General features: G+C 36.4%; 23 protein-coding genes and 1 other annotated feature. Of the genes, 7 read left to right on the top strand and 16 right to left on the bottom strand.

All coding sequences use genetic code 11. The features are described 5' to 3' along the window. The first annotated feature begins 307 nt into the window (after positions 1-307). From ribD to ribH, 4 genes are read left to right on the top strand one after another with little or no spacing between them, the layout of a single operon-like run. Positions 308-1,420 (top strand): bifunctional diaminohydroxyphosphoribosylaminopyrimidine deaminase/5-amino-6-(5-phosphoribosylamino)uracil reductase RibD, encoded by a 1,113-nt coding sequence (gene ribD, locus DN392_RS05360; RefSeq protein WP_088321210.1) that lies wholly within the window; start codon positions 308-310, stop codon positions 1,418-1,420. Then, the gene (ribE, locus tag DN392_RS05355) at positions 1,402-2,046 is read left to right on the top strand and encodes a riboflavin synthase (protein ID WP_000493897.1); all 645 of its coding nucleotides are present in this window, start codon (positions 1,402-1,404) and stop codon (positions 2,044-2,046) included. Before ribD ends, ribE begins: the two co-directional genes overlap by 19 nt. 12 nt (positions 2,047-2,058) lie before the next feature. After that, positions 2,059-3,252 (top strand): bifunctional 3,4-dihydroxy-2-butanone 4-phosphate synthase/GTP cyclohydrolase II, encoded by a 1,194-nt coding sequence (ribBA, locus tag DN392_RS05350; RefSeq protein WP_000468987.1) that lies wholly within the window; start codon positions 2,059-2,061, stop codon positions 3,250-3,252. A gap of 18 nt (positions 3,253-3,270) precedes the next feature. Further along, the gene (ribH, locus tag DN392_RS05345) at positions 3,271-3,732 is read left to right on the top strand and encodes a 6,7-dimethyl-8-ribityllumazine synthase (protein WP_000230900.1); all 462 of its coding nucleotides are present in this window, start codon (positions 3,271-3,273) and stop codon (positions 3,730-3,732) included. 29 nt (positions 3,733-3,761) lie between these two features. On the opposite strand, the gene DN392_RS05340 is transcribed toward ribH, so the two are convergent. The 8 genes from DN392_RS05340 to DN392_RS05305 form a co-directional block, all read right to left on the bottom strand. Then, a complete protein-coding gene (locus tag DN392_RS05340) occupies positions 3,762-4,082 on the bottom strand; it encodes a hypothetical protein (protein ID WP_000549778.1) in 321 nt (106 codons plus the stop codon). 180 nt (positions 4,083-4,262) lie between these two features. Next, positions 4,263-5,261 carry a biotin synthase gene (gene bioB / locus DN392_RS05335; RefSeq protein ID WP_000815837.1) on the bottom strand — a complete coding sequence of 333 codons (999 nt, stop codon included), beginning with the start codon at positions 5,259-5,261 and terminating at the stop codon, positions 4,263-4,265. Position 5,262: 1 nt separating this feature from the next. Beyond that, entirely contained in the window at positions 5,263-6,072 is an 810-nt protein-coding gene (gene bioC, locus DN392_RS05330) for a malonyl-ACP O-methyltransferase BioC (RefSeq protein WP_000608892.1), read from the bottom strand. Next, on the bottom strand, positions 6,038-6,778 hold the full coding sequence (locus DN392_RS05325) for an alpha/beta fold hydrolase (protein WP_061672342.1): 741 nt from the start codon (positions 6,776-6,778) through the stop codon (positions 6,038-6,040). The genes bioC and DN392_RS05325 overlap by 35 nt, the downstream gene beginning before the upstream one ends. After that, positions 6,775-7,962 carry an 8-amino-7-oxononanoate synthase gene (gene bioF / locus DN392_RS05320; protein ID WP_048562365.1) on the bottom strand — a complete coding sequence of 396 codons (1,188 nt, stop codon included), beginning with the start codon at positions 7,960-7,962 and terminating at the stop codon, positions 6,775-6,777. The genes DN392_RS05325 and bioF overlap by 4 nt, the downstream gene beginning before the upstream one ends. Beyond that, positions 7,928-8,656 (bottom strand): dethiobiotin synthase, encoded by a 729-nt coding sequence (gene bioD / locus DN392_RS05315; RefSeq protein ID WP_001013033.1) that lies wholly within the window; start codon positions 8,654-8,656, stop codon positions 7,928-7,930. Before bioD ends, bioF begins: the two co-directional genes overlap by 35 nt. After that, positions 8,656-10,089 carry an adenosylmethionine--8-amino-7-oxononanoate transaminase gene (bioA, locus tag DN392_RS05310; RefSeq protein WP_002107758.1) on the bottom strand — a complete coding sequence of 478 codons (1,434 nt, stop codon included), beginning with the start codon at positions 10,087-10,089 and terminating at the stop codon, positions 8,656-8,658. Before bioA ends, bioD begins: the two co-directional genes overlap by 1 nt. A gap of 77 nt (positions 10,090-10,166) precedes the next feature. After that, positions 10,167-10,523: a hypothetical protein gene (locus DN392_RS05305; protein ID WP_064056467.1), complete on the bottom strand. Its 357-nt coding sequence runs from the start codon at positions 10,521-10,523 to the stop codon at positions 10,167-10,169. Positions 10,524-10,666: 143 nt separating this feature from the next. Then, positions 10,667-10,887: a binding site (T-box leader), on the top strand. A 277-nt stretch (positions 10,888-11,164) separates the two neighbouring features. Here DN392_RS05305 and nhaC point away from each other — a divergent pair. Then, the gene (gene nhaC / locus DN392_RS05300; RefSeq protein ID WP_000253739.1) at positions 11,165-12,538 is read left to right on the top strand and encodes a Na+/H+ antiporter NhaC; all 1,374 of its coding nucleotides are present in this window, start codon (positions 11,165-11,167) and stop codon (positions 12,536-12,538) included. A gap of 50 nt (positions 12,539-12,588) precedes the next feature. On the opposite strand, the gene cpdB is transcribed toward nhaC, so the two are convergent. Further along, entirely contained in the window at positions 12,589-14,943 is a 2,355-nt protein-coding gene (cpdB, locus tag DN392_RS05295) for a bifunctional 2',3'-cyclic-nucleotide 2'-phosphodiesterase/3'-nucleotidase (RefSeq protein WP_088321212.1), read from the bottom strand. 362 nt (positions 14,944-15,305) lie between these two features. Between cpdB and DN392_RS05290 the strand changes: the two genes are divergently transcribed. After that, positions 15,306-16,085 (top strand): GDSL-type esterase/lipase family protein, encoded by a 780-nt coding sequence (locus DN392_RS05290; RefSeq protein ID WP_000755845.1) that lies wholly within the window; start codon positions 15,306-15,308, stop codon positions 16,083-16,085. A 72-nt stretch (positions 16,086-16,157) separates the two neighbouring features. After that, a complete protein-coding gene (locus DN392_RS05285; protein ID WP_000445824.1) occupies positions 16,158-16,604 on the top strand; it encodes a MarR family winged helix-turn-helix transcriptional regulator in 447 nt (148 codons plus the stop codon). Positions 16,605-16,628: 24 nt separating this feature from the next. Here DN392_RS05285 and DN392_RS05280 read toward each other — a convergent pair whose 3' ends face one another. The 7 genes from DN392_RS05280 to argC all read right to left on the bottom strand — a co-directional run bounded on the left by DN392_RS05280 (position 16,629) and on the right by argC (position 22,804). Continuing rightward, positions 16,629-16,835: a hypothetical protein gene (locus tag DN392_RS05280; protein ID WP_048565686.1), complete on the bottom strand. Its 207-nt coding sequence runs from the start codon at positions 16,833-16,835 to the stop codon at positions 16,629-16,631. Between the two features lie 58 nt (positions 16,836-16,893). Beyond that, positions 16,894-17,454, bottom strand: coding sequence for a DUF2062 domain-containing protein (locus DN392_RS05275; protein ID WP_014893525.1), 561 nt, complete (start codon positions 17,452-17,454; stop codon positions 16,894-16,896). A 179-nt stretch (positions 17,455-17,633) separates the two neighbouring features. Continuing rightward, positions 17,634-18,584, bottom strand: a complete 951-nt coding sequence (argF, locus tag DN392_RS05270; protein WP_064056469.1) for an ornithine carbamoyltransferase — start codon at positions 18,582-18,584, stop codon at positions 17,634-17,636. Between the two features lie 12 nt (positions 18,585-18,596). Further along, positions 18,597-19,757: an acetylornithine transaminase gene (gene argD, locus DN392_RS05265; RefSeq protein WP_064056470.1), complete on the bottom strand. Its 1,161-nt coding sequence runs from the start codon at positions 19,755-19,757 to the stop codon at positions 18,597-18,599. Continuing rightward, entirely contained in the window at positions 19,754-20,521 is a 768-nt protein-coding gene (gene argB / locus DN392_RS05260; protein WP_001286788.1) for an acetylglutamate kinase, read from the bottom strand. Before argB ends, argD begins: the two co-directional genes overlap by 4 nt. A gap of 11 nt (positions 20,522-20,532) precedes the next feature. Continuing rightward, entirely contained in the window at positions 20,533-21,756 is a 1,224-nt protein-coding gene (argJ, locus tag DN392_RS05255) for a bifunctional glutamate N-acetyltransferase/amino-acid acetyltransferase ArgJ (RefSeq protein ID WP_048565691.1), read from the bottom strand. A 10-nt stretch (positions 21,757-21,766) separates the two neighbouring features. Then, entirely contained in the window at positions 21,767-22,804 is a 1,038-nt protein-coding gene (gene argC, locus DN392_RS05250; RefSeq protein ID WP_000861236.1) for an N-acetyl-gamma-glutamyl-phosphate reductase, read from the bottom strand. Between the last annotated feature and the right edge of the window lie 190 nt (positions 22,805-22,994).

Below are 22,994 nucleotides of genomic sequence, written 5' to 3'. Positions count from 1 at the left end.
TCTAGTAATTTTATATAGCGAATACACTTTTATTTCAGTATGCATATTTTTAAAGTTTCGTTTTGAATCTTTATATATGTTTTATTTTGTATACTTATGTTTCTATACTGAAATAAAAAGATACGACTAGCGTTTGAAAAATCCGATATTTTTGCTAGTATTTTTCCTTATGCAAAAATACCAATCATCGTTAGGTTTCTTTCCTGTACTTTCGTATTCGAACTATATTTCTAGAAATCACGTCTCCCAAACCCCAAGGATATAAAATCCTTGGGGTTTTTTGATTTTTTCAGGAGAGGTGAAGAGAATGACAGATCAAGAATATATGAGGATTGCCCTGCAGTTAGCAGAAGGGACATCTGGACAAACAAGTCCAAATCCTATGGTTGGTGCTGTTGTTGTAAAAGAAGGAAACATCGTCGGTATTGGTGCTCATTTACGTGCTGGTGAAGAACACGCAGAAGTTCACGCGCTTCATATGGCTGGTGAAAAAGCAAAAGGAGCCACCGTTTATGTAACACTTGAACCGTGTAGCCATTTTGGAAAAACACCACCTTGCTGTGAATTGCTCATCAAAAAAGGAGTCAAACGGGTTGTAATTGCTACTCTTGATTGCAATCCTCTCGTTTCTGGTACTGGAAAAAGGAGATTAGAAGAAGCTGGCATCGAGGTAGCTACCGGTGTTCTTGAAACAGAAGCCACCTTATTAAATCGTTTCTTTTTTCACTACATGAAAACGAAGCGTCCATTTGTAACAATAAAAACAGCGATGAGCTTAGATGGAAAAACAGCAACTGTCACGGGTGAAAGTAAGTGGATTACAGGTGAAGAAGCACGAGCTGATGTTCACCAATATCGTCATACACATGATGCGATTCTCGTTGGAGTGAATACAGTTATAGCTGATAATCCGCATTTAACGACAAGAATTCCTAACGGGGGTAAAAATCCTATTCGTGTTATTTTAGATACCCATTTACGAACGCCACCATCTTCTCATGTCATAATAGATGGTTTAGCACCGACATGGATTATTGTCGGTAAGGATGTAAATAAAGAGAAAATAGCTTCTTATGAATCTGAAAATATAGCTATATTCCAAATGAAAACAAAACATATAGAAATCAAGGACCTCCTTTTCTTTCTTGGAGAGAAGCAAATTCTTTCTCTATTCGTTGAAGGTGGTCAAACAGTTCACGCAAGCTTCTTACAAACAAAGCATCTCAATGAAATTGTAACTTATATAAGCCCCAAATTAATTGGCGGGAAAGATGCCCCTACTTTATTTGGGGGAAATGGTTTCGCAGCATTACATGATGCACTTTCCTTGGAAATTCAAGAGATGAAACAAGTTGGTGATGATATAAAAATCGTTACGAATGCCCGAAGTGAGGTGACGGAATGTTTACAGGAATTGTAGAAGAATTAGGAACGATTGCAAACATGCATCAAAGCGGAGAAGCGATGAAGTTAACGATCCATGCAAATAATATTTTATCAGATGTTCACTTAGGTGATAGTATCGCGGTTAACGGTATTTGCTTAACTGTAACGAGTTTCACAACAACTTCATTCACAGTGGACGCAATGCCTGAAACGATGCAATCAACATCACTTCGCATGCTTAAACAACACTCTAAAGTAAATTTAGAGCGGGCGATAGCTGCAAACGGACGATTCGGTGGACATTTCGTTTCAGGACATATTGATGGCATCGGAACGATATTAAACAAAAAACAACACTATAATGCCGTCTATTACAAAATAGCTATTGCTGATGAATTGCTGCGCTATTGTTTGCATAAAGGATCCGTTGCTGTTGATGGAACGAGTTTAACAATATTTGATATAGACAAATCTTCCATCACAATCTCACTCATCCCGCACACAGTAAGCGAATCTGTTATCGGAGCAAAGAATGCCGGTGACATCGTAAACATTGAGTGTGACATGATCGGTAAATATATCGAACGCTTTATTTCTAAACCTGTAAAACGAACAGGTTCAATGAGCGAAAGCTTTTTACAAGAAAACGGATTTCTATAAGGGGGAAGCATTATGTTTCATCGTATTGAAGAAGCTCTAGAAGATTTAAAACAAGGAAAAGTCGTTATCGTATGCGATGATGAAAACCGTGAAAATGAAGGCGACTTTATCGCTTTAGCAGAGTATATTACGCCAGAAACGATTAACTTTATGATTACACATGGGCGTGGTCTCGTTTGTGTACCGATTACGGAAGAATACGCAGAACGTCTACAATTAGAACCAATGGTAGCTCATAATACAGATTCGCATCATACTGCATTTACAGTGAGTATTGATCATGTTTCTACAACAACAGGGATTAGCGCTCACGAACGGGCAACTACGATACAAGAATTATTAAACCCTGCATCAAAAGGTGCTGATTTCAATCGTCCTGGACATATCTTTCCATTAATTGCGAAAGAAGGCGGTGTCTTGCGCCGTGCTGGTCATACAGAAGCTGCCGTCGATTTAGCACAGCTTTGCGGAGCAGAACCAGCTGGAGTCATTTGTGAGATTATCAATGAGGACGGTACGATGGCTCGCGTACCTGATTTACTACAGTGCGCAAAACAATTTGATATAAAAATGATTACAATAGAAGATTTAATTGCTTATCGCCGCCACCATGAAACACTAGTGACGCGAGAAGTGGAAATTACATTACCTACAGATTTCGGTACTTTCCATGCAATTGGCTATTCTAATTCATTAGATACGAAAGAGCATATCGCACTCGTAAAAGGTGATATTTCAACAGGAGAGCCTGTACTTGTACGCGTTCATTCAGAGTGCTTAACAGGAGATGTATTTGGCTCATGCCGCTGTGATTGCGGACCACAACTCCATGCTGCACTTGCTCAAATTGAACGTGAAGGAAAAGGCGTTCTTCTTTATATGAGACAAGAAGGACGAGGCATCGGCCTTCTTAATAAGCTTCGCGCTTATAAGTTACAAGAAGAAGGATTCGATACGGTAGAAGCAAACGAAAAACTTGGATTCCCAGCTGATTTGCGTGATTACGGTATTGGCGCTCAAATTTTAAAAGATTTAGGTTTACAACAGTTACGATTATTAACGAATAACCCGCGAAAAATTGCTGGCTTACAAGGTTACGATTTAGAAGTAATCGAGCGTGTTCCATTGCAAATGCCAACAAAAGAAGAGAATAAAACGTATTTACAAACGAAAGTAAACAAATTAGGACATTTACTAAACTTATAATAAAAGGAGAGATTCATTATGGTATTCGAAGGTCATTTAGTTGGTACAGGATTAAAAGTTGGGGTTGTTGTTGGACGTTTTAATGAATTTATTACAAGTAAGTTACTCGGCGGAGCTTTAGATGGATTAAAGCGTCACGGTGTAGAAGAAACTGATATCGATGTTGCTTGGGTTCCTGGCGCATTTGAAATTCCTTTAATCGCTAAAAAGATGGCTAATAGCGGGAAGTATGATGCTGTTATTACGTTAGGTACTGTAATTCGTGGTGCTACAACACATTACGATTACGTTTGTAATGAAGTAGCAAAAGGAGTTGCATCTTTATCACTACAAACAGACATCCCAGTTATTTTCGGTGTATTAACGACTGAAACGATCGAGCAGGCGATTGAACGCGCGGGCACGAAAGCTGGTAATAAAGGCTATGAATCCGCCGTTGCTGCGATTGAAATGGCTCATTTATCAAAACAATGGGCATAAAAAATAAAAAAGAGGCTGCGGCCTCTTTTTTATTTTTTTACTTTTTTCCGTACATCTTTTATTAATTCATCCATTGTTTTTCCTTCTGTTTGTATACGAAGCGTTTGTGCTGTTCTCCATACATTCTCTCTTTTCTTCGCCTCTTCTATAATAGTAATTTCTTTTCGCACTTCCTTTAAGTCTTTTCCTTCTGTTTTCAATCCAAAATGTTCAGCTTTCGTTCGAAAATGTTGTTCAATTCGTTGTTGCATCTCTTTTTGTTCAGGATTTTCGGCGGCCTTAACTGGATCAGCACTTATTGCTTTTAGTAAAATTAGACAAGTCATAATCGCTAATATATATTTGTGCATGTAAAATCCTCCAACCCAATATAAATTACATATTTACTATGTACAATTGGGGCTTGGAAAATTCGTCCACCAAAATTCTTTTTTTTGCTCAAAAACCAATAGTATCAAGCTTTCACAACTATTTATTACATTTTATTTACAAAAAAGCAAACTCTTTTACAAGTTTGCTTTTTATCTATCTTATAATGCACATTCTTCAATCTCAAACCCTAAATCTTCAATCATACCCCAGTCTGCAGTCGGTTCTTGTCCAGCTGTCGTTAAATAATCTCCGACAAAAATAGAGTTTGCTGCAAATAAACCGATTGGCTGTACAGAACGTAAATTGATTTCACGTCCCCCTGAAATGCGAATTTCTTTCGTTGGGTTTACAAAACGCATCATCGCCAGCACTTTTAAACATTCTACCGGCGTTAATTCTTTTTGTCCTTCAAGCGGCGTACCCTTTACAGCAACAAGGAAATTACATGGAATTGAATCTGCATCTATACGTTGTAATTCAAATGCAATTTCAGCACGTTCTTCTATTGTCTCCCCCATTCCAAAAATTGCCCCAGAGCATGGTGAAATGCCCGCTTGTTTTGCTTTTTGAACTGTATCAACACGATCGTCATACGTATGAGTGGAGCAAATGCTTTCGTAATTATTTGCATGTGTATTTAAGTTGTGGTTATAACGATGTACACCCGCGTCTGCTAAACGTCCTGCTTGATCTTCGTTTAAGAAACCTAAACAACAACAAATCTTTAAATCTGTCGTTTCACGAATCTCCTTAACTGCTCCAATTACGTGATTCACCTCTTTATCCGTCGGACGACGACCAGATGCCACAATACAATATGTACCTGCTTTACGGCGAATTGCTTCGTGTGCTCCTTCTACAATCTTTTCCTGCGTTAGCCATGCATATTTATCAATCGGCGCCTCTGAAATAATAGACTGTGAACAATATCCGCAATCTTCGGGACATAATCCAGATTTCGTATTAATAATCATATTCAATTTTACTTTCTTACCAAAGTGATGATGGCGAATGATGTAAGCTGCATTCATAATTTCTAACACTTCTGTATCATCAGCTTCTAATATCGCAATCGCATCCTCTTTCGTAATCATTTTCTCTTCTACTACGTCATGTGCAAGTTTTTTCCAATCCCTTTTTGTTTGTACTTGTTTCATTTCATCTCTTCCCCTCTTTTGTTATATGCATAAATAAAGCATGATACGTCGCCATTATCCCTTCATTTTCCGTGAAGTCTCTTTCGTATATGCGAAGCATCGCACGAAAGAGTGAGGGACTTTGACAATATGATTCTTCATTACTATTGGTCGCTCCTACTTTTCGAATAGAGTGTAGAAACTCCCTAACTTCTGTAAATCTCTCTATGTAACATGTTTCAGAAACATGCACATCCCCTGTTTCTATTTCACACATATGGCGCAACTGATTTTTCGAATAAAAACGTTGCCCAATCGATGTTTCATTTTGTATATTTTTTTCTTCTTTCGCCCGCTGGAACGAAGCATGCAATTCTTGAAATGTTTCATGTCCAAACGTTGAAAAGAGTAATATCCCATCTATAGACAAATGATGAAATAAATTTCTTATCACTTGTTTTAAATCATTTAGCCATTGAAATGTGGCATTTGAAATAATGACATCATATGTTTCTTCTAGTCGTAATCTTTCGATATCCTCACAGTAAAACGTTACATTTTTCACATTTTGTCTAGTTTTCGCAACTGCAATCATACTTTCAGCAAAATCAATGGCTGTAATATGTGCTTTCGGAAATAAGTTTGATAATTGCTCTGTAACATATCCTGTCCCGCATCCAAGTTCTAAAATACGTATCGATGAATTTGCACTATATCGCCGATTCAATGTAGAAAGTAATGAATGTGCCATCTTTTTTTGTACATTTGCATATTGATCGTAGGATACAGCTGCCGCGTTAAACCGTTTTTGTAGTAACGTTTTGTTGATCATGTCGTATCCCCTCTACAAATTGAATTATCTCATTTCCGCAATATTCGAAATTCGTTACACATAATGCGTGTCCAGCCTCACTTACTATCTTGAGCGTGGCAGTCTCATTCTCAGACATACTACGTGCTGCAGACAATGGACAAATTACATCCTGCTCTCCGTGAATAAGTAGTATAGGGACTTTAATTTCTTTCAGTTCTTCTCTCATATCTGCTTCTATTAAATACTCCAAACCTAATTGCAAAGACTGAATAGAATCACCTTTAAAGCGTCTTATCATATCTTCAAACCTTGTATTCTCTTTCAGCTCATCTTTTGTAAACATATTTTCATAAAACCGCTTGAGCGTATCTTCTTTCTTTCTCGCTACATTCTTTTTCAGCCGTTCTACATGCAAAGCATTCCATCCACTCGTATAATCGCTCGTATTTGTAAATTTGGCAGTACCACCAATTAGTACGATACCTTTTGCCTTAACCTTTTTATGAGCTTGAACTGCTGCTAACGCTCCTAGTGACCATCCAACTAAAATTACATTTTCATCTTTTGCTACATCTATTATTCGCCCCGCAAATTCACTTTGTTCTTTCACATTACGCCAATTGATACATTGAACAGAATATCCTTTAAAATACGGCAGAACTAAAGTCCAAACACCTTCTTCCATTCCCCACCCAGGAATAAAAATAATCTTTAGCTCTTTCATACGAAAAACCCCTCTTCTTTACCAATGCGTATAATATGCTGAATAGCCCATTTCAAATCAGCTATTGTATGTTGGGACGTAACCGCAAAACGGACCCGTGAACTATTAACTGGAACCGTTGGTGGACGAATTGCAATTGCTGCAATACCTACCTCTTGCAACCTTTTACTAAACCGTAAAGCTGTTTCATTTGAACCGACTACAATCGGTACAATATGAGTTGAGCTATTCCCAATATCAAAACCAGCTTCTTGCAAATGTGTCCTAAAATATGCTCCATTCTCTATAAGTCTCTCTCTTCTTTCATTATCTTCTCTCACAATTTCAATTGCTTTTTGTACCGCCCCTAACATTCCTGGTGGTAAAGCAGTAGTAAAAATAAAGCTTCTCATCATATTTTGTAAATACTCTATATACATTGCATCACCTGTCAAATACGCACCATAACACCCTAAAGCCTTACTAAATGTCCCCATATGTATATCAATATTTTGAGCAATATTTTTTTCTATATGGGACAATCCTGCTCCATCAATTCCATATATCCCACTCGCATGTGCTTCATCAACTATAATCATTGCTCCATATTTCTCTTTCATTTGCACTAAATCTCTTAAATATGCAGTATCACCGTCCATACTAAAAACAGTATCTGTTACGATTAATTTCTTCTTTTTTGGCGGTGCTACTTGCAACAGCTTCTCTAAATGATCTAAATCATTATGACGATACCTTTTATGCTCTGCTCCGCTTAATATAATTCCATCAACGATGCTTGCGTGATTTAATTTGTCACTAAACACAATATCGTGACGACAGGCTAATGAAGAAATCACTCCAATATTTGCGGTATATCCGCTATTTACAACTAAGGCTTTTTCAGTGCCTTTCCAATCGCATATACTTCTCTCAACCTCTTCATACAGTGAATAATTTCCTACAACGAGCCTTGATGCCGTCGCCCCAGTTCCATATTTTCTTGTGCATGCAATAGCAGCTTCTTTTAACCTCTCATCTCCAGCTAACCCTAAATAATTATTTGACGCTAAATTTAACATCCTTTTTTCATCTCGAATAAGCCATGTCTCTTCTGCTTGTTCTGTTACATGCAAATTGCGATACTGCCCTTGCTCATTTAATTGTTGCAATTTAGATTGAAGATGTGTGCGCCACGTTTGATTCATTTCGGATAAACTCCTCTAATTTTGAAATCATTATATACTCTTTTGCAGATTCCAAGACTTCTTCTTTTGTAAACGCACCTTCAAAGAATGGTAATAAACCTAAAACCGGTACCCCACTTAGCTCTTCAATCATTTCTTTATTTTCTTGTACTCTTTCCATTTCACATTCTTTGCAGCCTGATAAAATTATACCTGCTACCGTTAAGCCCTGTGCCTTTGCATAAGCAATCGTTAAAACTGTATGATTTACTGTTCCTAATGTAGGGCGTGCGACTATAATAAGAGGAAGCTGTAATTCCTTTGCGAAATCAATTACTAAAGCGTCTTCTGTATATGGAACAGCCAGTCCACCTGCTCCTTCTACAAATAGGCTATTAAACTCTTTCAATAGTTCATTATAATGATCAGTAATGTCTTTTAAATGTACTACTCTTCCAGCTCTTTTCATGGCAAGTCTCGGAGCAAGAGGCTCTTCAATAGAATAAGGACAAATTTCATTTTCTTTTGTCGGTACACCTGATAATGCTTTTAACCTTGCTGCATCTCCCTCTGGATTTGATGCAACATGTCCACTTTGCAACGGTTTATATACCCCGATGTTATATCCCAATTCTCTAAATACACCTGCTAATGCACCGGCAACTACAGTTTTCCCCACTTCAGTATCCGTTGCTGTTACAAAAAAACCGTTCATTATTCTCCCTCCGTAACATCCGAGATTGCTTTATACAAAATATGTAACATATCATCAATCTCATCAATTGTAGAAGCAAGAGGAGGCATAAATACAATTGTATTGCCGAGTGGCCGTAAAATCATGCCCAGCTCTCTTGAGCGTTTACACACTTGAACACCGACTCTCTCTGTCCATTCAAACGCTTCTTTCGTTTCCTTATTCTTCACAAGTTCAATTCCAACCATTAACCCGCACTGACGAATATCCCCTACATGTTTATATGCAAAGAGCGATTCTAATTGCGTCGCCACATATTCTGTCTTACGTGCTACTTCTTCTATTAAATTTGTTTTTTCGTATAGTTCTAGATTCGCAATTGCTACCGCACACCCTAACGGGTTCCCTGTATAACTATGACCATGGAAAAATGTTTTTTGTTCTTCATATCCTCCTAAAAAGGCATTATAAATTTCATCTGTCGTTACGGTGATTGCAATTGGTAAATATCCACCTGTTAAACCTTTTCCGGCGGTTAAAATGTCCGGCGTTACATTTTCATGTTCACATGCAAACATTTTCCCGGTACGCCCAAATCCAGTCGCTACCTCATCTGTAATAAATAAAACATTATATTTTGTACATAAATTACGTAGTCCTCTTAAGTATCCTTTTGGCATTGTAATCATACCACCAGCACCTTGCATTAAAGGTTCTACAATAATTGCTGCAATTTCTTCATGTTTATCTTTCAGCAGCTCTTCCATTTCTTCTAAATGTTTTTTTACAATTTCCTCCTTATTATTTCCGTAAGGAGAACGATATGTATATGGATAAGGCATTTTAATTGCCTCAAATAAAAGTGAACTATACACTTGGTGAAACAAGTCTATCGCTCCTACTGAAACAGCTCCAATTGTATCACCGTGATATGCTTCTTTTAATGTAACAAATCTTTGTTTCTTCGGTTTTCCTTTATGCTGCCAATATTGAAAGGCCATCTTAATTGCAATTTCAACGGCGCTAGAACCAGAGTCTGAATAGAATACTTTCTTCAAACCTTCTGGCACAACTTCAATTATTTTTTCTGCTAATAAAATAGATGGAACGTTAGCAAGTCCTAGCATAGTAGAATGAGCAATTTTATTTAATTGCTCACGAATTGCTTCATCTAGTTCCGGTACTTGATGTCCATGAACATTTAACCAAATAGACGAAACACCGTCCCAATATTCATTTCCATTTACATCGTATAGCTTTCTTCCCTCTCCGCGTTCAATAATGACAGGATCTTCTTCTAAATAATCCTTCATTTGTGTAAATGGGTGCCATACATAGGCTTTATTTTTTTCCGATAACTCTTCATATGTATAAGACGATTTTTCAGTCGTATTACTATTAACAGTCACAATTGTCACCCCTAATGTTAACTTGTTTATAAATATAGTTAACATTAAATCCAAAAGACTGTCAATTATTTTTAAATCAAATAGTTCTTAAAAAAGAACAACTTATCGTATGATAAGTTGCTCTACTTTCCGTGTTGTATCTTTCCAATTTCTAAAATAATCTCTTCATCTTTTTTTCCTTCTGTATCAATTCCAAGTTGTTTTGCATGTTCAATTAATAGATCGTGACGTTTTTCAAATCTTGCAGTATTTACTTCTTTCTTAACCTCTTCTTTTGTTTTCCCATCAGTAAAAACTCCTAGTTTCTCAGCTGCTTTTTCCATCGACTTCTTCTCTTCCGTTTCTTTCACTTTCTTCACTTCTGACTGCTGTATTTGCTTTTGCTTCGCCTGCTCTGATTCAGCTGCAAAAGCTGTGTAAATTCCAGCACTTCCGCCAATGACTAGTAAGGTGGTAAAAAGAATTATTTTTTTCTTCACTCTTTTCCTCCCCTTTCAAATTCATTATAACGCACAAATTTAGAACATTAAAAATATTTAACCTTTATTTCCCTAAAAAAATATTCAACATTTTTATTGACATATAAGATGAAAATGTGATAAAAATTTAACTAACATCATATGAATCGGCATTGATAGGATTTAGTAGTATTTCGATTTCTGATTTCAGAGAGCTGGTGGTCGGTGCGAACCAGTACAGAGCGAATTATGAATTACCCCCTGGAGCTTCTTTTGCGAAACGTAAGGAGTAGTGAAAGACGGTTATAGACCGTTATATCTAAAGAGTGGTGAAACGAAACTGTTTCACAATTTAGGGTGGTACCGCGAATTTTTCGTCCCTGCATATATTGCAGGGGCGTTTTTATTTTATTAGCGCATATCATACGACCCTTTATTTTGTGATACATTCATTTCACAAGCTAGGGTGGTACCGCGATTTCTTCGTCCCTGCATAATTATATGCAGGGACGTTTTTTTATCCAATCATTTCCGTATCATATTGAAGGATCAACAATTACCGGTAATTTGTCGCAAAATTCTAAAATTTAGAAGGAAATAAACAATATTGGCGAATTTTATATAAAAAAGAGCTATTTTAGATTACTTAGGAGGGAAAAACAATGGTTTCAAAAATTGAATCTGTTCTTTTAACATTATTTATCTTTTTCTGTATTGGCTTTAGTGTTATCCAATTAGAAGTTTCACCACACATCCCAATTTTATTTGGTATCGTTCTTTTATTAGCATTTGGATTTATGAAAAAAATCTCTTGGTCTACTATGGAAAAAGGGATGATCAGTAGTATTTCAGCTGGTATTCCATCTATTTTTATTTTCTTACTGGTAGGCGTATTAATTAGTGTTTGGATCGCTGCTGGAACAATTCCAACTTTAATGGTATACGGCTTCCAGATTGTATCTCCTAAAATTTTCGTTCCAACTGTTTTTGTAGTTTGTGCAATTGTTGGAACAAGTATCGGTAGCGCCTTTACAACTGCTGCAACTGTAGGACTTGCCTTTATGGGTATGGGTAGTGCTCTCGGATACGATCCGGCTCTAATCGCTGGTGCAATTATTTCTGGCGCATTCTTTGGAGATAAAATGTCTCCTTTATCTGATACAACAAACTTAGCTCCTGCTGTTACGGGTGTAGATTTATTTGAGCATATTCGTAACATGCTTTGGACAACAGTTCCAGCTTTCATCATTGCTTTTATCGCATTTTTCATTTTAGGAAGCGGTACGAGCGGAGACGTTGACTTCACAAACTTTATTAGCACATTAGAGAAAAATGCAACGATTTCTATCGTTACACTTATTCCAATTTTATTACTGTTCCTATTTGCATTTAAAAAAGTTCCAGCAGTTCCAACATTGCTTGCAGGAATTGTGGTAGGAATTATTATTCTCTTTATTTTTAAACCTAGCACTTCTTTAGCTGATTTAATGAAAATTATGCAAGACGGCTACGTTTCTAAAACTGGTATTAAAGATATTGATAGCTTACTATCTCGCGGTGGTCTACAAAGCATGATGATGTCGATTGCACTTATTTTCCTAGCACTTTGTATGGGAGGATTATTACAAGGAATGGGTATTATCACGCAGCTCATGAATATCATCTCTAGCTTTGTAAAAAATAGTACACGCTTAATTATTTCTACTGCTTCAACTGCAATTGGTGTAAACTTCTTACTTGGTGAGCAGTACTTATCCATCGTTTTAACAGGACAAGCATTTGCTAATAAATACGATGAAGTTGGTTTAGAGCGTCGTAATTTATCACGCGTATTAGAAGATGCAGGTACAGTTATTAACCCACTCGTACCATGGGGTGTAAGTGGTGTATTCTTAACAAACGTCCTTAGCGTTCCAACATTTGATTACCTGCCATACGCAATTTTCTGTTTAGCTTGCCCAGTCTTAACCATTATCGTCGGCTTTACTGGATTTGGCCTTTCATGGAAGAAAGAAAAAGCAGTAACAGTTTCATAATATACTAAAAAGGATTACCTGAATCGGTAATCCTTTTTTATATTTCTCGACTATCTATTTGCTTTCTTTCTTCTAAATAACAGAAGTAATCCCGCTCCAACAAACGCCAAGCCTGCTCCAATTGTAGAAGCAACACTTGTACCTGTTTTCGGTAAATCACGTTCTTCTTTCTTTTCACTTACAGTTGTTATTGTTTCTTTTGAGTTTTGATTATCCGTTGTAGTTTGTCCAGATCCTGCATTTTTACCTTCATCTGTTGGCGGTGTCGTTGGATTTCCTCCATTATTCCCTTCACCTGTTGGTGGTGTCGTTGGATTTCCTCCATTATTTCCTTCACCTGTTGGTGGTGTCGTTGGATTTCCTCCATTATTCCCTTCACCTGTTGGCGGTGTCGTTGGATTCTCTCCACCAGTTTCCTTATCATCATCGTTCTTCTTCGTTATATCAATTGCATATTTAGCAAATTCATTTTCAGATGGTCCAACATATGATATCTTTCCATCTTTCTTTATATACTCTTTTGCTTTTGGTGAAGAATCAAATGTTGTAATTAATTTATCTGCAACAATCGGTTTAAATGTCCAATTTTGATCGGCTGTCGGATTAATAGCCGGTGTTTCTTGCATATATTTCACTATGATTTGACGTGTTTCATCTTGCGATTGGTAAATAACTTCTCCTTCACTTACACCAGGGAACGTTTTACTGCTACCGCGATAATTATTTGTAGCAACGATAAACTCTTGATCATCAGCTACTGGCTTACCTTCATATGTCATATTTACAATACGATTCGTATTTGCATTTACAACTTTTCCATCTTTATCGTATTTCGCCGGTTGTGTTACATCAATTTCATATTTTAAACCATCTATAATATCAAAGTTATATGTAGGATATCCTGTATTCACCAATTGCTGTTCAATTTTTCCTTTTGGTTTAGGATTAATTTGATTAAACTGACCTGCCGACATTTCAAGCCATTCTTTCACTTGCGCTCCGTTTACTTTTACAGCATATAACGTATTCGGATATACATATAAATCTGCAACGTTTTTAATTGCTAACGTTCCAGCTGGAATATCCGTATAATATGCAGCACCGTTTCGGCCACCTGCTTTAAATGGTGCACCTGCAGATAAAACCGGAATATCTTTAATCTTTTCGTACTCTGGTTTTTTAAGTTCTTGTTCTACATACCATTTTTGCGCATTTGTCACAATTTGTACGGAAGGATCATCTTGTACTAATGAAAAATAACTATTAATTGGTGCTTTCGTTTTACCTACAGGTGTATTTACATATTCGATTGTCTTTTCATGTTCATCTTTAATTTCATTAACTAATTTTTGATCCGACTGTACTAATGGATTCCCTTTACTATCAGCAATCTTACGAAGTTCTGGCTTAGGTTGATCCTTTTTTTGTACTTCCCATTTTCCGTTTACCTTTTTCAATTGCATATCAATAATACCTAAATTACTGCCAAAAACGCCAGGCATTACAACTGGAACACCATTAAATATATCCTGCACTTCAGTATGTGAATGTCCCATTAATACTGCATCTACGCCAGGAACTTCCGTTAAATAATACGATGCGTTTTCCATATCAACACTGTATCCACTCTTATCAACGCCTGAATGAGCTAGTGCAACGACAATATCTGCATGTTCTTCATCTTTCAATTTCGGTACTAATTCCCTTGCTGTTTTAACAATATCTTTCGCTTTTACTTCTCCTTCTAAATTCGCTTTATCCCAGTTCATAACTTGAGGCGGAACAAATCCTATTACACCAATTTTCACTTTTTGTTTTTGACCAGATTCATCCTCTACTTCTTTTTCAAAAATATGATATGGTTCAAAGTAATGTTTATCGTTCGTATCATCATTATCGTGGTCATCTATGTAGACATTCGAGTTAATAACCGGAATTTTTGTTTTACTAATCACTCCCTTTAAATACTTTAAACCATAGTTAAATTCATGATTCCCAAGAGAGATGACGTCATACTTCATTAAATTCATTACACGATATAATGGATGGACATAGTTAGGATCAACAGAATTCTCCTGATTTTTTATTTTATTCGCTACATAATCTCCAAGCGGCGTCCCTTGTAATGCATCCCCATCATCAAATAGGACCGAGTTCTTCACTTCTTCACGTGCTTTATTAACGAGTGTTGCCGTTTGCACGAGACCTACTTTATTATCTGTTTTCGTTTGATAATAATCATAATTCATTAAGTTAACGTGAATATCTGATGTTTCTAGAATTCGTAACTTAACTGTACTCTCCCCAGTATTCTCATCCGCATGAGCTGTTGTTGGCAACACTTGCGGCGCTATTACACCAATAGCAAGAGTTGCTCCAGCTAGCATTTTTTTTGACTTTTTCACAAAAAATCCCCCTTATACAATTACCAAAAATAATGAAATAAACCTCTATTTGCCTCTAACCACATACCTTTTTTCTTCTATTAGAGACAAGATTTTCATTTCATCCTGCGCTAATGAGTAGTCCCCTTAAACGCCCGATTAGTGAAACTTTAATTAGTGGGAAATAAAGCCCTACTCATTAAAATTTCACCTTATCTGACATTATCATATATAATGTACTTTCATATCGTCAATATTTTTTGACATACTTCTACAAATTTTCTGTAAAGTTGTTGTAAACTTTTCATAAACATATAATATGCCCTTACATTGTTAATACTGCTGAATATGATACAATTACCAATTACAAGGAGGATGAATATATGAAAAAAGTCATCTTAACAATTGTTTGTCTCCTCCTTCTAATCATTTCTTATTCTTATTTTGAAAAGAACGATGAGACAAAACAAAATGAACCCGAAGAAAACACAGAAAAAATATCTACTCCAAGTTGGATTGATAAGCAAACAAACGATTCCTTTTATCATCTCGTACTAGGTGATTCACTCGCCAAAGGATATGGATCGACACAAGGGGGATTTGCTGAATTAGCTTCTAGACAAATAGAAGCACAAATTCATAAACCAATTACCGTAGAAAACCTTGGGATAAACGGTCTTACAACAGATCGTCTCGCTAAAAAAGTGCAATCAGAAGATGTAAAGCAAAAAATTAAAGCTGCAAATATCATTACAATTAATATTGGAGGAAATAATTTATTCCGTTTAAATCGTGATGTCGGTGTTATAGATGGTATTAAAATGTTAAATAAAGAAAAAGCTCATTTTGAAGCGGATATAAAAAATATTGTAAAGACAGTTCGAGATCAAAATCCGAACGCTTTACTCATTCTCTCAGAACTCTATAATCCGTTACAACTCGATGACTCCATCGCCAGTTATGCAGATATGTTTTTAGATGGCTGGAATGAATCCGTTTATTCCATTTCAAAAGCAAATCAACCATCTATCGTTTTACCAATTCGTAAATTAATATCAAATGATAAAAAAGATTTACTCTTTGACCAAGTACACCCAAATGATGATGGCTACGCGATTATTGCCGATTCATTTACAAAAAAAGTGTTGGCCTACAAATATTAAAATTTCCATGAAACAATTCTATTTTTATAACATGTCTTTTTTGTTACAATGATAGTGGAAGGGGGCCTTTATATGGAATCACGCGAGTGGGAACGTATTGTTGATCATCTTCTTTCGCTAGTGCCTCTTTTTTATCGCAAATTTATGCTTCCTGGAGAATTTTCTTCTCAAAGACATATGCCGCCATCACATACACAAGTATTGCTGCTTCTGCATGAAAATGGCACATTAGCAGTTTCCGAAATCGGCAAGCGGCTAGCGATTTCACGGCCTAACATGACACCTCTATTAAACAAACTGATTCAAGAAGAACTAATAGAGCGTCATTATAGCGAAAAAGATCGACGGGTCATTTTAATTTCCCTAACAGTTGAAGGGAAATTGTTAGTAAATCAGTATCAACAATTCATTTTAGACAAATTAAAAGAAAATTTCCAAACATTATCTGAGGAAGAGCGCGAAAAGCTCATTCACTCTCTTCAAACCATTCAAAATTTAATTTTGAAAACAAACGCATAAAGCTGCTTCTACATAGAAGCAGCTTTATGATTCGTAATAATTACCATAGTACACATTTGAATATGGCCATGTCGTTAAATATGGTTTTTGTTCTTGCGTAGGCTGTTGTTGTGGTATTTGTGGTAATTGCTGTAATTGTTGTTGTCGATATAATTCGTATTGTCTATTCATATCATAAACCGGATGATAATTTACATATGGATATACTTGCGGTACGTAATAATAATACATTCATTCTCTCCCCCTTTTTCTTAAACATATTCAAAGGAGAAAATGAATGTGACACTCTTTATATTTGCATGAGTGGTTCTCTCACTCGTTTCTTTCTATTCTTCAGGCGTAACTTACGGTTCTTTTCATATAAATAATGCACAACGAAATATGAAACTACACCAAATACAACTCCTAAAATCGTCATTCCAATTAATACATACACTTCACTCTGTAATAAGCTCTTTAATATCGTAAAAATGTGACTTGAAAACAAGTCCGATATCGTAAAGGGTTCATGATGTATTTTTTGTACATGAAATGGATAAATCATTTTCCCTAGCGCATAGGCAAGCGGAAATAAAACTACTGGGAGAAACGATATTTTCCCAATAATATTGCCAATAACTGCAGCAGGAAAAGATCCCTTTGCTAATCGAACGATTGGATAAAAGATTAAATAGACGAGCGATGCCGTATATATAACCAACATCTCTAAACCAAAACCAATCGCAAAACCTAACGATACTTTCTTTGCTCCTTCTGGTGATCGAAGCAACTTATAATATTGAAACTTTAATATTCTCCACATCCGCTGGAAAAACGAATATGTTTTCTTAGTTGTTTTCAAATTCATCATCTCTTTAACTATATTTTGTCTATCTAGTATGTCCTTACATGATATGAAAAACAAATGTAGTTTACTCTTTTTATTATAAATGATATAGAGATAGTTAACCAAATATACATACGACATTTCAATCTAAAAAGCACACCTCCAATTGTTATTCGTGTCTAACAACTGGAGATGTACATCACTTAGGAAGGCTCTTCTACATTTTTAAATAAACTTACTAATAATGCTTTTTGCGCATGCAATCGATTACCAGCTTGCTCAAATACGATAGACTGTGGTCCATCTATAATTTCTCCTGTTACTTCTTCTTCACGATGGGCAGGTAAACAGTGTAAAAAACAATATGTTTGCTTCGCATGCTTAACAAGTTCTTTATTAATTTGGTATGGTTGAAATAAAGTATATTTCTCTTCTTCTCCCTCTTGCCCCATGCTCATCCAAACGTCAGTATAAATGAAATCTGCTTCATTCACCGCTAATTCAGGGTTATGCAAAATTTCAATTTCAGCTCCTGTTTCCTTGGCAATCGCTAACGCTTTTTTTACAATCTCTTCATTCGGTTCATACCCTACAGGCGTTGCAACAGTCATATGCATTCCAACTTTCGCACTCGCTAACAACAATGAATGACATACATTATTTCCGTCACCTATGTAAGCCAATTTTATTCCTTTAAATGTATTTGTTTCTTCATATATTGTCATTAGGTCTGCCAATGCTTGACAAGGATGATGATCATCCGTTAAACCGTTAATTACAGGTATGCTCGATTCTTTTGCAAGCTCTTCTACATCCGCGTGTGAGAATGTACGTATCATAATCCCATCAATATACTGCGATAATACTTTCGCAGTATCTGAAACGGTTTCTCCTCTTCCCATTTGCATCTCTTTCCCACTTAAAAACATGCCATGTCCCCCGAGCTGTACCATTCCCGCTTCAAAAGATACGCGCGTACGAGTTGAATGTTTGTCAAAGATAAGCCCTAATATTTTGCCTTGTAATAAAGGCTCCTGCTTATTCTTTTTTAAATATATAGCGAACTCAATTAAAGAAATGATTTCTTCTTTCGTTAATTCTTCTAGTGTTAAAAGATCTTTCGTATTTAATTTCGGTACTTGTACAGTTGACATGAAATTTCCCCCTTATATGATTGATACGTTTTTTGTACAAACTACTTTTTTTATCATATATACTGCCTGTTCTAACTCTTCATTCGTTACAATAAGTGGCGGTAATAGTCTTATAACATTTGGCCCTGCTTGTAATACGAGAAGTCCCTCTTTTTCTAGTTCTTCTATAAAACTTGTAACTTCATGCTTACACTCAATCCCAATCATAAGCCCCTTACCACGTATATTTTGAATACATTCGACATGTTGTAATTCCTCTCGCAACTTCTCTAATACGTACTCGCCCTTTTCTTGTACTTCTTTTAAAAACGATGGTCTTTTACTTACTTGCAATACTTCTTTCGCTGCAGCCATTGCAACATAATTCCCGCCAAACGTTGAACCGTGTGATCCTGCAGTAAACGATGTTCCAAGTTCTTTCCGGCCAATCATCGCTCCAACTGGAATGCCATTTCCAAGCGCTTTAGCGGTAGTAACGATATGAGGATTTATTCCCATTTGTTCGTAAGCAAATAATGTCCCTGTTCTTCCGATCCCTGTTTGTACTTCATCTATAATAAATAAGGAACCGAACTTATTACATAATGCTTCAATCTCTTGCAAAAAAGATAGATCAGCAGGTATGACTCCTCCCTCTCCTTGAACAACTTCTACCATTACTGCCGCAACTTCTTCATTCATTACTTCCTTGAGCGCTTTTATATCGTTAAATGGGGTATGTAAAAAAGACGGAAGGAGCGGACCAAATCCTTCTTTCACTTTATTTTGTCCTGTCGCACTCATCGTTCCAAATGTTCTACCGTGGAAAGACTGTAGACATGTTACAACGAGAGATTTTCCAGTATGCTTACGAGCTAGCTTCAATGCTGCTTCATTCGCCTCTGCTCCGCTATTACAGAAAAACACATAATCTAATGCTATATTTTCTGTTAATAATGACGCGACTTCTTCTTGTAAGCCGTTTGTAAATAGGTTAGATATATGCCATATATCATGAAGTTGCTCTTGTACAGCTTTCATAACAGTAGGGTGACAATGTCCTAAATTACATACGCCAATTCCTGATGTGAAATCTAAATATTGCTTACCATTTTTATCAAAGACTTCCGTTCCACTTCCCTTTACAAACTCAATATTTCTTCTCCCATACGTTTGAAAAAGATGACTTGTCATACAATACTCGCTCCTCTCGTTACCGTCGTTCCGATACATTCTCCTGTATCTTCAGTAAAATCTTTTGTACCATTTACGATACTTATCTTTTGCACTCCCATTTTTAATGAAGCTAGTGCCGCCTGTACTTTCGGAATCATCCCGCCTGTAATAACTCCTTTTTCTATAAGAGTTGCAATTTCAGACTCATCTGTTTTCTTTACCAATTTCCCTTCATGTAATATCCCATCTACATCCGTAATAAAAACGAGTTCTTTTGCGGATAGTGCGGCCGCAATCCCCGCTGCAGCGGTATCCGCATTTATGTTATAAATCTCATTATCATGAATCCCGACCGGAGCAATAACAGGAATATAATTCATATTTATTAATCCTTTTAGTAAGGCTGTTTCGACATAGCTTACTTCTCCCACATATCCTATCTCCTCGCTGACAGGTTGAACTTGAAGTAATTTGCCGTCACATCCTGAACAACCTACCGCCAGTAAATTATGCCTTTGCAAATTCATTACAAACTTTTTATTCGTACTCCCGCATAGCACCATTTGAACAATATCCATAACTTCTTTTGGTGTCACTCGTAATCCATCTCTTTTTTCTACTTTGATATTACAATTTTTTAAGTTGGTATCAATTTCTGGACCACCACCATGGACAATCACTACCTTATACTTCTGCTGCAATTTCTTTATACAATCAAAAAACACATCATTTAATTGCTCTAGCATACTACCGCCGCATTTCACTACAATATAATCGCTCATCTTCCCTCTCCTTATGTACGATAACAAGCGTTTATTTTCACATATTCATAGCTTAAGTCACAGCCCCAAGCTGATCCGGTCTCTTCTCCTAAATGTAAATACACATCAATCATAATTTCATGTTCTTGTAATTTCTTTTTCATTTCCTCTTCAGAAAACATTTGAGGTTCACTATTTTTCAGCACAACGATAGATTGAAGAGTAATATCAATTGTATTTGGATTAATCGCTACTTCACTTTGTCCAATACTGCTAATAATTCGCCCCCAATTTGGGTCTTCACCGTGTATTGCGGTTTTTACAAGACTTGAACCAATTATTTGCTTTGCAATTTTCTTTGCCTCTTCACTCGCTTTCGCGCCTAGCACATTTACTTCTATTAACTTCGTAGCACCTTCACCATCTTGTGCAATTTTTTTTGCTAAATCTTCACATACCTTCTGTAAAGCAAATACGAAAGCTTCCCAGTCTGTATGTTCCATATTGATTGGTTTCGTTTCTGATAATCCACTTGCCATAACGATGACCATATCATTCGTAGAGGTATCTCCATCCACCGTAATTTGATTAAATGTATGATTCGTTATTTGGGATAATGCCGTTTGCAATACGTCATGCTCTATATGAGCGTCTGTCGTAATAAAGCTCAGCATCGTTGCCATATTCGGATGAATCATCCCTGAACCTTTAGCAACACCAGCAATCGTCACTTTTTTCCCATCAATAATCATTTCATAGCAAGTTTCTTTCGTTATAAGATCCGTCGTTAAAATCGCTTCAGAAAAAGAACGCGCTTCACTTTCTTCCTTCGTCGGTATAAGAGTTACAACTCCCTTTCGAATTATATCCATCGGTAAAGGAACACCAATTACACCAGTCGAAGCTACTGCAACGTAATTTTCTTTCACTCCAAAATATTCCGCCCCTAATGCACGCATCTCGTAGGCATCTTGTAATCCTTTCATTCCTGTACAAGCATTTGCATTTCCACTATTGACGATAATCGCTTGTAATTTCCCCTCAGCTGCTATACTGTCTTTCGTTACTTGCAAGGGGGCTGCTTGTATTTGATTAGTTGTATAAACAGCAGCACATGATGCCGGTACATCACAAACGATTGCTCCTAAATCCTTTTTCTCCTTTTTCAAACCAATTGCAGTACCAATTGCCGAGAAACCTTTCGGAGTTACAATCGAACCATTTTCTACTTTTATAATAGACGCTACTTTAATCATCATGTCCCCCTTATAGATAAAGCGGCATATGTTGTAAACCTGTTGTTTCTTCTAGTCCCGCTACTATATTTGCATTTTGAATCGCTTGCCCAGCCGCACCTTTCATCATATTGTCTATAACAGAAACGACTGTCACTCTTCCTGTTCTTTCATCGTAAGCTATCCCCATATCACAATAATTTGAGCCTCTCACTTCTTTCGGACTTGGAAACTCTCCTTGCGTGCGAATTCGAATAAAAGCCGATTGTTCATACGTTTCTTCATATAACTTTTGAAGTTGTTCTATTTCCATTTCTCGTTTTACTTTCGCATACAGTGTAACCATAATCCCTCGTGATATCGGTATTAAATGTGTACTAAACGTGATTGGCTTCGTTTCCCTATCCCACTCTGCAAGCATTTGCTCAATCTCAGGAACGTGTTGATGCTCATTTACTTTATAAATACGCAAGTTATCGTATAACTCTGGAAAGTGAGTCATCGTTGTTGGTGTTTTGCCTGCTCCAGATACTCCTGATTTTGCATCGATAATAATTGAATCTTCTTCAATCATGCCGCTACGTACTAACGGCAATATCGCTAATAACGAAGCTGTAGCAAAACATCCTGGGTTTGCAATTAAATTTGCATTTTGAATCTCGGACTTTTTCCATTCACTTAACCCATATACAGCTTCACTAAGAACTTCTTCTTTTGCAGCTGCCCTTTTATACCACTGTTCATATATGAAAGGATCTTTCATACGAAAGTCTCCAGATAGATCAATTACTTTTAAACCTACTGCTAATAATTTTGGAGTTAACTCTGCTGATACTCCTGCTGGAGTTGCTAAAAATACAATTTCTGCTTCCTTCTCTATTTCCTCCGCATTAATTTCTTGTAACGTATGAACAAGAATATTTCGAAGATGCGGATATACATTTGTTATACACTCGCCAACTTGTGAAAAAGAATGGAGAGATGCTATCGAAAAATATGGATGTTGCTCTAATAACCGAATTAACTCAATACCTCCATACCCAGTTGCTCCAATAATCGCGACTTTCATATGCTCCTCCTCATATCAATTCTTTAAATTAAGTATGATTATAATATTGTATATTTATAGAGTCAATTAAATATTTATAAATTTTACAAACTTAAAAAAACTTAATTTTACTAGAAAAACAATATACATAACCGAATTTTTATACAAAAACAATGTATAGTAGTTTTTTCATTTCACTTCAAGTACAATA

The organism is Bacillus sp. BB51/4 (assembly GCF_008368845.1).
GTDB lineage: Bacteria > Bacillota > Bacilli > Bacillales > Bacillaceae_G > Bacillus_A > Bacillus_A wiedmannii.
Note: the sequence above shows the minus strand (reverse complement) of the source record. Positions and strands in the feature narration are given on the sequence as shown.